Source organism: Chryseobacterium sp. JAH, from assembly GCF_001507335.1.
Lineage (GTDB): Bacteria > Bacteroidota > Bacteroidia > Flavobacteriales > Weeksellaceae > Chryseobacterium.
This window is the reverse complement of record NZ_LMAH01000007.1, coordinates 116,434-131,060: the sequence shown is the minus strand read 5'-3', so window position 1 is coordinate 131,060 and position 14,627 is coordinate 116,434. Positions and strand designations below refer to the sequence as shown.

7 protein-coding genes are annotated in these 14,627 nt (G+C 37.5%); 1 reads left to right on the top strand and 6 read right to left on the bottom strand.

Annotation, left to right across the window (positions count from 1 at the left end):
• Positions 1–51: 51 nt before the first annotated feature.
• The 4 genes from AR685_RS14565 to tsf form a co-directional block, all read right to left on the bottom strand.
• A complete protein-coding gene (locus AR685_RS14565; protein ID WP_082671948.1) occupies positions 52–2,898 on the bottom strand; it encodes a gliding motility-associated C-terminal domain-containing protein in 2,847 nt (948 codons plus the stop codon).
• Positions 2,899–3,036: 138 nt separating this feature from the next.
• Entirely contained in the window at positions 3,037–6,108 is a 3,072-nt protein-coding gene (locus AR685_RS14560) for a T9SS type B sorting domain-containing protein (protein WP_047445127.1), read from the bottom strand.
• A gap of 79 nt (positions 6,109–6,187) precedes the next feature.
• Positions 6,188–10,033 (bottom strand): gliding motility-associated C-terminal domain-containing protein, encoded by a 3,846-nt coding sequence (locus AR685_RS14555; protein ID WP_165592823.1) that lies wholly within the window; start codon positions 10,031–10,033, stop codon positions 6,188–6,190.
• A gap of 253 nt (positions 10,034–10,286) precedes the next feature.
• Entirely contained in the window at positions 10,287–11,114 is an 828-nt protein-coding gene (tsf, locus tag AR685_RS14550) for a translation elongation factor Ts (RefSeq protein WP_047445125.1), read from the bottom strand.
• A gap of 146 nt (positions 11,115–11,260) precedes the next feature.
• Between tsf and AR685_RS14545 the strand changes: the two genes are divergently transcribed.
• On the top strand, positions 11,261–11,950 hold the full coding sequence (locus AR685_RS14545; RefSeq protein WP_047445123.1) for a DUF6759 domain-containing protein: 690 nt from the start codon (positions 11,261–11,263) through the stop codon (positions 11,948–11,950).
• 61 nt (positions 11,951–12,011) lie between these two features.
• On the opposite strand, the gene AR685_RS14540 is transcribed toward AR685_RS14545, so the two are convergent.
• Together AR685_RS14540 and gltX are read right to left on the bottom strand one after the other, a co-directional pair.
• The gene (locus tag AR685_RS14540; RefSeq protein WP_047445121.1) at positions 12,012–12,968 is read right to left on the bottom strand and encodes an acetyl-CoA carboxylase carboxyltransferase subunit alpha; all 957 of its coding nucleotides are present in this window, start codon (positions 12,966–12,968) and stop codon (positions 12,012–12,014) included.
• A 47-nt stretch (positions 12,969–13,015) separates the two neighbouring features.
• A complete protein-coding gene (gene gltX, locus AR685_RS14535; protein ID WP_059124986.1) occupies positions 13,016–14,524 on the bottom strand; it encodes a glutamate--tRNA ligase in 1,509 nt (502 codons plus the stop codon).
• Positions 14,525–14,627: the final 103 nt, after the last annotated feature.

Below are 14,627 nucleotides of genomic sequence, written 5' to 3'. Positions count from 1 at the left end.
AAAACCACGATTAAAAGTCGTGGTTTTTTTGTTATTCTGGAAATACTTTTCTTATTCTCTGTTTTTCACTAAAATCCATCCTGAGAATTTGATTGGAGTCTTGTTTTTTGATTCGTTCCAGCTGATGCTAAACCAATAATTACCGGTAGAAACTTTTTTGGTTTTATTAATGGCTCCGTCCCATTTGTAACCAGCGTCTTTGTTTCCTTCGAAGATTTTCACACCGTATCGGTCAAAAATCCCCAACACTAAATTAGGTTTGTTTGCTAAAGCAGAATAATCAAGTACATCATTTACGCCGTCACCGTTTGGAGTGATTACATTAACAATATTCGGAACGGTTATGGTCACTTCTAGTGGTGTACAATCGAAACTGTCTTTTACATAAACAGTTACATCACCTCTCGTAAGGTCAGTAAAGACATTAGAATCCTGCCAGTTAATATTGTCTATAGAATACCTGTAAGGTGCTGTTCCGCCAACAACAGATATGGTAATATCATTGGTCGTAACTTCAATATTCGAAATCACAGGTTGTTGAGTGGGGTACACTTTTACCGTCTGTCTGGTAGTACAGTCTCCTGTTTTCAGGTCTACCCAGTAAGTTCCAACAGTTACATTCGTAATGGTCTGCGTTGTTGCGCCTGTACTCCAAGCATATGCATCAAACCCAGGTCCTGCATCAAGTGTAGTTTTATCCTCAATACAGATTTCTTTATCAATCAAAACGGTAGATTGTACTGGAGGCAAAACAACTAATGTGATTACGGCAACCCTATAACAACCGTTGGCATTGCTTACTCTGACATAGACTACACCGTTCGGTGCAATATAGTTAGCCGGAGTTAAGATTTCATTAGTCTGGTTATTTGCATCTGTTAATGAAGGATAATATTTTTTTGTAACACCAAGCTGAGTAGTAACGATGGCAGTAGTAAGATTAAATAATCCTGTTGCAATATTGTTTTCAAGGAAACAGGTTCTTAAAGTTGCATCATTTACAATTGGACTCTCGGAGATTGTAAGTGTTAATGTAATTTGTTCACAATCTACGAATTCAGGATCATTTCCACAGAATTTGTATGTAATTGTATCCGTACCTGCAAAACCAAAGTTAGGAACGTACCCGATAACACCTGTCGTAGCATTTACTATTGCCGTACCATTCGTTGGCGGCGTTATAATCTGAACCGTGCTGGGAACAAATGACTGTGTAGACGAAGTGAATGCAGGAACAATATTTAAATAACCTTCACAAACTGTTTTTGCTGCAGTTGTGGTCTGAAGGCATGTAAATACTTTGTATTCTGGAGTAATTGCGGGAGGACATGATCCTACCGTAATTCTCACGGTATAGTTTCCAGACTGTGTTGGTGTGTATGAATAACTGTTCGCTCCGGTGATGGCTATGCCGTTTCTGTACCATTGGTAAGTATCATATCCATCATCCACTTCCAAAACAAGACCTGGGATACAGTCTCCAGTTTGCTTCGCAATAAGAGGAATAGAAGAGAAACCTGCAAAGTATCCACCGTATCCTGAAGTGCTGTATCCACCATTAAGACCTGCTGTAACTGCTTTGTTAGACTGTATAGATAAATTACCCGTAACACCTTCCAGTGCATAAGTGACCCAGTTGGTATTTCCTGTTACAGGATATGGTCCTTGAGCTGCAGTTGGTGGCGTAGCAGGGCCTCCGTTAGTGCTGACCGTGACAGTAGCTCCGGCTTCAGTTAAGATGTTTAATTTAATAATTGTGCCAGTAGGTACTGTGCTGGCTCCAGCGGTACCTGTAGGCATTTCGTTGATTTTTCCGATCTCATCAATCTTTCGGGGTAAGAAACAGTTTAACGGAGGTATGTAATTGAACCCACATGTTGCATTGCTTCCCCCGACAGATACTAATTGATATAGATATACATTTTTGCTGGTACTGATAAACATGTTGCTGTGAGTACCTCCTTGTAAAATGTAATCACTTCCCGAAATTCTGTACCACTGTCCTGCACCTAAAGTTGCTGCTGGAGTAGCGGCACCATTGATAAATACCTGCGTGTTATTTTCTGTCGCTACTACGATTCCGCCCTCAATATCTGAAGCATTGGGAGATCGAGATTTTACCATGGCGAAGGTGTTTCCTAATCTTTCCAAAGGAACAGACTGGTCAAGAATTATATCTGCTCCTGAACTTGATCCTGTACCAAAATTACCGGTAACATTTCCATTTGTTAAGGTAATTGGTTTATCGGCGACAATTCTAGCACCAATAAAGCTTTGCATATTGGAAGCAGGGCTTCCTGATCCTGCAAAAACAAAAGACTGCCCTTTATTAAGGGTAAAAGTATGGGTGTTTGTAGGAGGAGTAGCACCAATAAAAGCTATCGGCAAAGTGTTGCTCCAGGTTGCAGTTACTGTTGTGTTATTTTCAGTCGCCAGTACTCCCGCTGTAAAACTGTTTCCGGTACTTGTAAAAGGTGAAGGAGTAGCGGCAACATAAAATTCCTTACCAATTCCCGCCTTGCCTTTACTGGTAAGAATTTCGGCATGCTGAGTACTGTTGACCATCCTAAGAGTACAGTAAAATGGTTTTTGGCCATTCAGGTACAGTCCTTTATTGATTACAGTAAAAGCTTCGCCGGCAGTTGTAGCTGAAATGTTTGCATTGGATACCACATATGTCTGGGGACTTCCTTTACTGATTGTTACAGTTCCCAGAACAATGTTGTTGCTGGATACCGTTACTGCAAAAGGTGTCACTGAATCTGTAGAAAGATATAATGCTTGGGCTGTATTGGCTGTAGATGCATAAAAAGGTGCTATCCAGTGCTCTGTATCTCTTTGAGCAGAAACATTGAAGCCCGTAATCATTAATAGTAAAATGAGTAGAAATTGTTTCATAAGCGTGGAATTAGGATTTCACAAAAATAATGTAAAAAATGATATGTTTTCAGAAAATTATTAAAATATTTTTATTAATGTGACGCAAAAAAGCCACAACTCTTTGTTGTGGCTTCTTTTTTTAGAAAAATTAATTTATTATTCTCTATGTTTTACCAATATCCAACCGGTATATTTTATAGGAGTTTTCTGTACATTAGGTTCAGTCCAGTTAATGTGGTACCAGTAAGTTCCAGTAAGAATTCCTTTACCTGCAAATTTTCCGTCCCACTTGTAATTGTTTGATTTGTCACCGGTAAATAGTTTATTACCGTATCTGTCATAGATTACGAACGTTAGGTTCCCTTTGTAAGCCAATTCACTGTAATCTAAGATATCATTCACATTATCTCCGTTTGGAGTAATTGCATTAACCAAGTTTGGTACTGTCAATTCAACAGAAATAGGTGTACAATCCAAAGCATCTTTCACGTAAAACGTATGCTGACCTCTTGATAGATTAGTAAATACGTTTGAATCCTGCCAGTTTGTAGGTACATCAACCGCATATTTGTAAGGTGCAGTTCCTGCTTCTACGTTTACAGTCGCAGTGTTATTAGAAATATCTATAGATGTAATTACAGGTTCGTTTGCTTTTTTAACGCTTACTGCCTGTTTTATAAAACATCCTTCATTTTCAAGAATTACCCAGTAGCTGCCAACAGGTACTCCCTGAATCGTCTGTGTAGTTGCTCCGGTGTTCCATAAGTAAGACTGGAAGCCTGCTCCTGCATCTAGAGTCGTTCTGTCATCAATACAGATAAATTTATCTGCTAATACTGTTGATCTCTTAGGAGGTGTTACCTTCAGATTAATTTTAGCAATTGCGTAGCATTGGTTTGAGTTAAATACTCTAGCATAAACAGCGCCGTTACCTGAGATATAAACCGTAGGAATAGGACTCATAATTTCATTAGTTCCATTGCTGGCGTCTGTAAATGTTGGGTAATATTTTTTCGTTACCGGAGATTCGTTCGTTATAACTGCTGATGTTAAATCAAACTGACCTTTAGTTTCATTATTTTCAATAAAACATACGGTTAATGTTGCCTCGTTCACCACTGGAGTAGGGAAGAAGTCAAGGGTAATTTTTGCATTTCCAACGCAGCCTTCTGATGTTGTTACTCTTACATAGACAAAACCTGCTCCTGAGAAGTAATTTGTTGGGTTGCTGATTTGATTTGTATTAGCATTAAGATCAGCTAATGTAGGATAGAATTTTTTAGTAGTCGGTACAGAATTGTCTGTTACGTTAGCTGTCGTAAGATCAAAAAATCCTTTCCCTGCATACTGGCATGCCTTAATCGTTCTGTCTGTAAGTACAAACGGTACCAAATTTAAGTTTAAAGTAACCTGTTCGCAATCTGCGAATTCGGGAGTATTACCACAGAATTTATAGATGATGACATCTGGCCCAAGATATCCCGGCTGAGGAATGTACGTAATAACTCCTGTCGAAGGATTTATGGTTGCAGTACCATGAGTAGGTTGAGTGATAATGGTAACTGTACTTCCTAATGGTGCCTGAGTAGAATTGGTAAATGTAGGCGTGATTACTTTGGTTCCACAAATGTAAATGGTTTGTGTGGTTTGCTGTAAACAAGTAAAAACTTTATAAATTGGTGTTGTCACTGGAGGGCAAGTACCCATCGTTACTTTAACGGTGTAATTGCCTCCAACTGCTGGTGTATATGTATATGATGTAGCTCCGGGGATAGGATTGCCATTCAAATTCCACTGGTACGTTTCATAACCGTCATCCACTTCCAAAACAATTCCAGGAACGCAGTCTCCTGTTTGCTTAGCAATTACAGGAATTGAAGAGAATCCAGCGAAATAACCACCGTATCCGGCAGTACTATATCCACCATTAATTCCGGCAGTTACTGCTTTATTAGAGAGTATTGTTACATTTCCTGTAATGTCTTCAATAGCGTAAGTTACCCAAGCTGAGTTACCGGTAAGCGGATACGGACCCTGAGCTGGTGTAGGAGGTGTAGCAGGTCCTCCATTGCTGCTGTATGTAACTACAGCACCAGCTTCAGTTATTATATTTAGTTTTAAAGTAATGGCAGAGGTAATGTTTGGCATTTCGTTTATCTTACCAATCTCATCAATTTTTCTTGGTAAAAAACAGTTCAATGGCGGGATGTAGTTAAAACCACAAGTTGCTTCTTGATTATTTACTGAAACCAACTGATATAAGTATACATTTTTAGAAGTACTAACGAGCATGTTATAATGGGCATTAGTTCCTTGCAACTGATAAGCATCTCCAGAAATTCTGTACCATTGACCTTGGTTAATAGTTGCTACTGGTGTTGTCGCTCCATTTAAGAATATTTGGGTATTGTTTTCAGTTGCTATTACAATGCCTCCTTCCAGATCTGATGTTGAAGATTTGGTTCTTACCATTGCAAATGTACTTCCCAATCTTTCTACAGGCACAGATTGATCTAATATTGCATCTGATCCTGATGGCGCATTGGCGAAATTTCCGTTAACGTTTCCGTTGGTAAGTGTGATAGGTTTATCGGAAACAATTTTGGCCCCCATAAAAGGTGCTGTTGTTGAAGTATTACCTGCAAAAATAAAAGATTGTCCTTTATTTAAGGTGAAAGTGGTTGTACTTCCTGCAGGACTTCCTGCAAAAAAGTTAACTGTTCCATTCCATGTTGCTGTAACTACAGTATTATTTTCTGTTGCTAAAACTCCTGCAGTAAAGTTATTAAATGTTGAAGAAGACGGGGTATTAGCTACATAAAATTCTTTTCCAAGGCCTGCTTTTCCTTTACTCGTTACAATTTCTCCATGTGCAAATTGTGCCATTCTGAGTGTACAGTAAAATGGTTTAGCGCCCTGCAGATAAAGCCCCTTAGTAATAACATTAAAAACATCAGCCGTGGTATTAGATGAGATAGCGGTGTCCGGAATATCGAAAGTTGCCGGATTATTTTTGCTAATCGTGATAGTACCGCCAGCAAGTAATGCGTTATTACTGTAGATGTTGACAGTGAATGGGGTTGTTGAATCGGTAGATAAGTATACTTTAGTTGTATAGCCTGACATAGTTGCATAATACGGAGCAATCCAATGTTCTGTGTCTCTCTGTGCAAATAGAGAGTTGAACGAAAGAAAAACTAATACTAAGCCGAGTAGAAATCTTTTCATAAATTATGGAATTAGGATTTGTACAAAATTAATATAATATTTAATATATTGTTAATAAATGCTAAAGAAATTTTAATATTTATTCTCTATTCTTAATTAAGAGCCAGCCAGAATGCGAAACTGGTAATTTTGTGTCAGGCTCTGTCCAGTTCAAAATATACCAATATGTTCCTGTTGATAGTGTTCTTCCACCTGCTTTTCCGTCCCAGATATAATTTTTGTCAGAAGATTTGTATATAGCTGCTCCATAGCGATCTACAACTTCTATTGTTACATTTTGCTTTACTCTGAGATCAGAATAGTTCAAAACGTCATTGTGACCGTCTCCATTGGGTGTAATTGCGTTCACAAGATTGAGAATAAGGAATTCTTTTATTATGGGTCGGCAACCGTCTGCTCCCAAAACATATACTGTATGTGGACCTCTTGTAAGTCCGCTGAAAGTATTTGATGACTGATAATCAATTCCGTTTAGAGAATATTGATAAGTAGGTGTACCTCCCGTTACATAGACTACAGCATTAGAAGCAGTGACCTGAATGCTTGTAATCACAGGTGACTGCGCCGTAGTAACAGTTACCTGTTGTCTGTAAACACAGCCGTTAAAACCTAAATCAACAAAATAAATTCCTTCACCAACAGTAATAGAAGGAGTTGTTGCTCCTGTACTCCATAAATAAGAGGTGAATCCTGCGCCGGCGTTTAAGGTAGCCTTTTCACCCGAGCAAACAAGCTGATCTCTTAATGTGTCTGATTTTTTTCCGGATTTTAAAGTGACGGTTAAAGTTCCTGTATTGGGACAAGCATTATTGCTGGTAAATCTTATGAAATAAGTTCCTGTAGTGGTAATAACTTGCTGTGGTGCAATTGCATTGGTTCCTGCCTGAGCATTAGTTAAAGTAGAATGAAAGGTTAAGGTAACAGTAGGATCTGCTGTAAACTGATTTTTGTAATCGTTAAGATTTACAGTTTCTGAACCGTTAAGATCACCATCACAAACCTGCGTGCTTACTGTATTTGTGATTAGAGAAATTTTGTTTCCAATGGTAAAGTTGATCTGTCCGAAAGCGGTTGGGCAACTGCTATTTCCATCTACTCGCACATAAACAGTGGTGTTGGCAGTATACGTCAAGTTTGCAGGTAAGGTATTGTTGTTTCCTGCATTGGCGTCGGTTTGATTTAAATAATATCTGACAGTAAAACCTGCTGAGTTTGTTACAATCAGAGGAGTTATCGTGCTGAAATTGACATTGATGGTTCCGTCAAGATTGTCATCGCAAATATTTGCATTAAAACCATTGGTGTTGATATTCGGAACTGCATTGACTTTTATGGTCAGATTTCCTATATTGAAACACAGCGTGCTGGTGGTAAATCTTAAATAATAAATAACTGATGTGCCATTATTGATATTCTGTGTCGCTGAAATCGAATTTGCTCCTGTTTGTGCATCTGCCAAAGTGCCATGAAAAGTCACTGTAGCTGCAGGATCTAATGTGAAAATATTGGTAAAGTTATTTAAATTCACAGTTTCAGAACCATTATTGTCTGTGTCGCAAATTTCTGATAAATGAGTTGGTGTGATTAAAGGAACTTTATTTTTAATTTTAAAATCAATTTGCCCGAAAGCCGGAGGGCATCCGTTTGTACTTTCAACTCTTACATATACCATGGTGTTTGACGTATAGCTCCAATTCATGGGTAGTGTGTTGTTGTTTCCGGCAGTGGCATCAGCTTGATTTAAATAATATTTTACGGTAAAACTAGCTGAATTAACAACGATTTGAGGAGTGACAACGACAAAATTGATGTTGATTATTCCGTCACTGTCATCATCACAAAGGTCAGCATTATAAGTGTTTGTATTGATATTAGGAGCGTTATTGACCGTTAAAGTGATTTGTGCAGTTTTTGAACATCCGAATGATGAAGTTACTTTAACATACACTGTTCCTCCATTTGAGATGTAAGCCGCCGGAGTAGAGATTTGCGCCGTTAAAGCAGCATCAGAAAAATAAGTAGAAACTGTCCCAGAGTCAGGAGTTACTACAGCTGTGGTTAAATCAAAACTTCCGTTGGTTCCGGTGTTTGTACACGTTGATAGTGAAATATTGTTTACCTGAAGAACATCAATATTGATAATGACTTTAAAATATTCGAAATCAGCAGGAGTTCCATTTCCTTCGATATAATAGGTAAAGGTATCTGTTGCATCATTAGTTAAACCAGGATTTGGCGTGTACGTAATCTGGCCATTTGCGGAATTTACTGTTGCAGTTCCTGAGGATGGCTGTACAACTACGTTTGTATTGGCGACTGAAATAGCCTGCGTAGAATTTGTAAATAGTGGTGTTGTAGTTTTTGTATTACAAGATCCTATACTATATGTTGTTGTTGAGATGGGAGGACACAATGTGTAATTGTAAATATTGGTAAGTTTAGACTCGCAGTTGTTCTTTGTAATAAGACAGGTGTAATTTCCAGCACCGTAAGTTTCAGGATTTATAGAATAAGTGGTTGCTCCTGGAATAGGATTTCCATTAAGATACCATTGGTAGGCGTCGTAAGTATTGTCAACCTGAAGAATAATTCCGTTGAGGCAATCTCCGGTTTTTGAGATTACGGGAACCGATGAAAAGCCGGCGAAATATCCACCATAGCCTACGGCACCACTTCCGCCTGTAATACCTGCAGTTACAGACTTGGTCGAATTTACCGTCACATTTCCTGTCATATTGGGAACAGAGTATGTTACCCAATTCGTATTTCCTGTAACAGGATAGGGGCCGTTTCCTGTTGCAATAGGGCTTCCGTTCAGTGTAACGGTAGCTCCGGTTTGGGTGATGATGTTCAGTTTCGTATTGTAAGTCTGAGATCCTATGCTGTTGATAAAACCTATTTCATCTACCTTATTGGGTAAAAAACAGCTTAGGGGAGGTATGTAATTAAAGCCTCCTGTCGCATAAATAGTTCCTGTTGCCACACCAGCCAGAAGTTGGTAAACGTACATGTTTTTTGTGGAAGAAATTCCCATGTTGAAATTATTATTCCCCTGGTTAATATAGGAATTTCCAGAGATCATATAATATTGCCCTGCATTTAGGTTTATTCCTGAAGGCACTCCATTTACACTAAAGGTAGTATTGTCTTCCGTAGCAATCACTAAAATTGTTTCCATACCGGAAGTTGCTGGACCATTCCCTTTTACCACAACAAAATCTTTACCTAGTCGGTCGACAGGTACTGCCTGATCCATCAGAATGTCATTGTTGGTGAAGTTTTGATTGGTGTATATTGCATTAAAATTACCGTTGGTTACTGAAATGGGTTTTGTTGCAACGAGTTTAGCTCCTACTAGACCATCAAAATTAGCACTGCCATCAATGCTTAATGCATCCAAGATGTAAGACTGTCCTTTATTTAATGTAAAAGTTTTTGTTGGAGATGACGTTCCGTCTGCGAAAACAACAGCAGGATTATAGCCTGAGACCACTACCGTTGTATTGTCTTCAGTTGCGGTAACTCCTATTGTGGAATTAATGTAATATTCTCCGGCAGTGAGTGGAGCCATTGCTGCGTAGAAAGTAGTTCCTAAGCCTGCTAAACCTTTTGATGTTATAATTTCAGCATGATTGGTCACAGAAAATCTGTAATTGGCAAAGAATTTTTTAGAACCTTTCACAAACATTCCCATCGGAACGGGTGTCAGAAGATCGCTTTGGTTGGTTGCCAATAAAAAAGATTGCGGTATGCTTACCTGTCCAGGATTTCCTTTGCTAATTGTTATTGTATTGTAAAGGGTGTTGTTATTGTAAATCTGTACAGAAAATGGAGTTGTCTCGTTTGTAGAAAGATATAGAAAACTCTGAAGAGCTGAGGTTCCGGCTCGGGCTGAGATAGGTGCAAACCAGTGATCAGTATCCAATTGAGCATTTACTAATAAACAAAGAAATGTGCAAATACTTAGTAAAAATTTTTTCATGCTAGACTTAAAAGGGCTTCAAATTTAAGTATTAATAATCAATATATTATATTGTTTTTTTAACATATTTTTAGAATTTAAAAAAATGAAGATCTTTTAAAGTAAGCCGTGTGATTCTTTACAATTCGTAATTTGATCTAAATGAAAAAATCCCGCTGAATTTTTCAGCGGGATTATATATCTATTAGAAGATTTATTAAGCTAAGCTAACTCTGATAAATCCTGTAACTTTCAAGTCTCCATTTACAGATTTCACGTAATCAGCAACAGAAATAGAACTGTCTTTGATGAAATCTTGGTGTACCAAAGTATTGTCTTTGTAGAATCTCTGCATTTTTCCTTTCAAGATATTCTCGATAATGTTTGCAGGCTTACCTTCTTCAGTAAGTTTGTGTCTTTCGATTTCCAACTCTTTATCGATAGTTTCCTGAGAAACTTTAGTCTCGTCAAGAGCGATTGGGTTCATTGCAGCAGCCTGCATAGAAACAGCTTTAGCAGCTTCGTCAGCACCGTCTACTTTTGCAGAAAGTGAAGTGATTGCAGCGATCTTGTTTCCAGCGTGGATGTAAGCTCCCAAGAAAGGACCTGTAATTCTTTCGAATGCACCGATCTCGATTTTCTCACCGATTACTCCAGTTTGCTCGATTAATTTTTCAGCAACAGTCATTCCGTGGAAATCAGTAGCCAATAATTCTTCTTTAGTAGCAGCAAAAATAGCCATTTCAGCAATTTCGTAAGCTAGCTCGATGAACGCTTCGTTTTTAGCAACAAAGTCAGTTTCGCAGTTTAAAGAAATGATAGTACCTAAAGTGTTATCTTCATTTACTCTTGCGATTACTGCACCTTCAGAAGAATCTCTGTCAGCTCTGTTAGCAGCTACTTTTTGTCCTTTTTTTCTAAGGATATCTACTGCTTTTTCGAAGTCTCCTTCTGCTTCAACTAAAGCTTTCTTGCAGTCCATCATACCTGCACCTGTTTGGTTTCTCAATTTTGCTACGTCTGCAGCAGCTGGTGAATAAGACATAATATTTATTATTTTTTTATTTAAAATTATGATTAACTTTAATAGTTTATTTTAAAGATGTGCAAAGATAATGATTTTAATGATAAACTAAAAAATGACTTTTCACGTTATAGTATTATTTAATGAAATTTTAAAGTTTTTATTACATGAAGAAATTATTTCTAATCTTATTCCTCGCCATATTCTGTCTGGGCTTTTCTCAAAAGAAGAAAAAAGGAAAAGCTAAAGTAGTCGCCGAGAAAGAAACGGTCATTATTTACACAGAAACAGAAGCCGAAACCTCTAGTGAACCCAGAATTATCGCTGGTTTTCTAAAACAGAATCCCGGTCATGCAAGAACAGATTTTTTTAAGAAAAGACTGATCACTATCATTATGGCAGACAATTCACCTGAAGCAAAGCCAACTATTAAGCCTCTTAGTAAAGATAAAATTGAAAAAATTGTAAGCAATAACGAGCTTAATAAAGGCAAAGAGGTAACTATCAATAGATCACCAGAAAGCAATGTGAGTTTTGCAAGTGTAGGAACTGCCAGCAAAAAATCTGAACCAAGCGAAAAAAATAAGAAAACAGCAGCAATGCTTACGCATATTTTTAACGATGACCCGAGTGACAAAGAAGCGTATATCAATATTAAGAATAAATCAAATTGTAGACTTATTGTGAAAATAAGCGGAAAAAAATACTATAATCTCGATGTTCCTGCAAAAGGGCAGAACTTTGTTTTGATTGATAAAGGCGACTATGTTTTAACAACGATGGTATGTGATGCAAAATATTCTTCATTAAAGAAGATTACAAAAGATATTGAAATACAGCTTGATGTAGCTGATTAATTTAAATTAAATCAAAATAAAAAAAGGTAGCTTAGAATTTCTTAGCTACCTTTTTTTATTTTTATCCTTTAAATTGCCCCATCGCAATAAATTTGTCTTGTCTTTGGGTTTCCAGTTCTTTACCTGTGAATTTTGAGAATGCTTTGATGTTTTGCAAAATCGAAGCCTTTAAATTTAGGTAAGTAGTTTCCGGATCATAATGAGCTCCACCAAGGGGTTCTTCTATGATTCCGTCGATGAACTTTTCTCTTAAAGCATCTTTCGGAGTCAGATTCAATGCGTTGGCCGCATCTTCTTTGTGATCCCAGTTTCTCCATAGTATTGAAGAACAGCTTTCAGGTGCGATTACGGTGTACCAAGTGTTTTCAAGCATATACACTTTGTTTCCAACACCAATTCCTAAAGCTCCGCCACTCGCTCCTTCACCAATGATGTACGTGAAAATAGGAGTTTTAAGCATGGTCATTTCAAAAATATTTCTTGCAATGGCTTCACCCTGACCTCTCTCTTCGGCTTCCAATCCTGGATAAGCTCCCGGTGTGTCAACTAAAGTGATTACAGGAATTTTGAACTTTTCAGCAAGCTTCATAAGCCTCAAGGCCTTTCTGTAACCCTCAGGATTCGGCATTCCGAATCTTCTGTGTTGTCTTTCTTTGGTTGTTCTCCCTTTCTGGGTGCCGATAATCATCACTTTTTGACCGTCTAAAGTCGCTAATCCTCCAATCATCGCAGGGTCATCTGCAAAGTTTCTGTCACCGTGAAGTTCTAAGAAGCTTCCTTTATCTACCATACCATTGATATAATCAATAGTATAAGGGCGATCCGGATGACGCGATAACTGTACTCTTTGCCAAGGGGTAAGATTTCCATAGATTTCTTTTTTCTTATCTATAATCTTATCCTCGATCTGACTGCATGCTAATTTTACATCAACACCACTTTCTTCTCCTACCAATGAACAGGTTTGGTACTGATCCATCAGTTCTTTTATAGGAAGTTCGAAACTTAAATATTCCATTCTTGAAGTAAATTAAATCTTTCAAATGTATGAAAAATTATGAAAATTTATTTAAAATTATTTATAGCATTGCTTATTCGTGCGATACTTTCTTCTTTTCCAACGAGTTCCAAAATGTCAGGAACATCTGGGCCTTTTAATTCTCCTACTAAAGCTAAACGCAATGGCATCATTACTTTCCCCATTCCAAGACCTTTGCTTTCTGAAAAGTCATGAAGGTTTTGTTTAATTTTTTCTGAAGTGAAATCGTTCATTGAATTTAAACTTTCAGAAAATTCATTTAAAAGATTTGATGTTTCGTCATTCCAAGCTTTCTTAGACGCTTTCTCATCATAAGAAGTTGGGGCTTCAAAAAAGAATTTTCCGTTTTCGTAAATATCTTTCGGGAAAGTAGCTCTCTCCTTCATCAAATGAATAATTTTCAATAATTTTTCATCTTCGATATTTAAATCTACGTCAGAATTTTTTAGAATTTCAAGTAATTCGTCGTCAGATTTTAGCTGTATATACTGATGGTTAAACCATTCTGCTTTTTCTTTACTGAATCTTGCGCCGGCTTTATGTACTTTATGAAGATCAAATTCTTTAATCATTTCCTCCAATGGTAAAATTTCTTTATCATCTGCAGGAGACCAGCCTAGAAGAGCAACCATATTCATGAAAGCTTCCGGCAAATAACCACTTTCTCTGTATCCTTTAGAAATATTTCCTGTTGCAGGATCTGTAAAATTTAAAGGAAATACAGGGAAACCGAATTTGTCACCGTCTCTCTTGCTTAGTTTTCCTTTTCCTTCAGGTTTTAAAATCAAAGAAAGATGGGCAAACTCAGGAGCTTCCCAACCCATTGCTTCATACAATAAAATATGCAACCCTAAAGAAGGCAGCCATTCTTCACCACGAATAACGTGAGAGATTTGCATTTCATGGTCATCGATGATATTGGCGAAATGATAAGTAGGCATTCCGTCATTTTTTACCAACACTTTGTCGTCTAGCGTGTTAGTATTCACTGCGGTATTCCCTCGGATGATGTCTACCAATCCCAAAGTTCTGTCGACAGGCATTTTAAATCGTACAACGTACGGTGTTTTTTCATCCAACAATTTTTGAACTTCCTCTTCAGAAAGTGAAAGACTGTTTCTTAAACGGTTTCGGGTTTTATTATCATAAGAGAAAACATCACCTTTAGCTTCGTATTCTGCACGGATGGTATCCAATTCAGCAGCGGTGTCAAATGCGATGTAAGCGTAATCTGTTTTTAAGATTTTTTCGGTGTACCTATCGTAGATATCTCTTCTTTCAGATTGTCTGTATGGAGCGTATTTTCCTCCTTTTTTTGGACTTTCATCAGGGATGATTCCACACCATTCCAAAGCTTCTTCAATATATTCTTCAGCTCCTTCTACATATCTTGCGGTATCGGTATCTTCAATTCTCAGTATAAATTCTCCACCCTGATTTTTAGCAAAAAGATAATCATACAATGCAGTTCTTACACCTCCCAAATGCAATGGCCCTGTAGGACTTGGTGCAAAACGGACTCTTACTTTCCCCATTTTAAATAAAATTTTGGTGCAAATTTACTTAAAATTAAATGTTTTAATGATGTTTAATGTTTTCTATGTTGGGATTTTTAATCTTAATATTTACATTTGTACA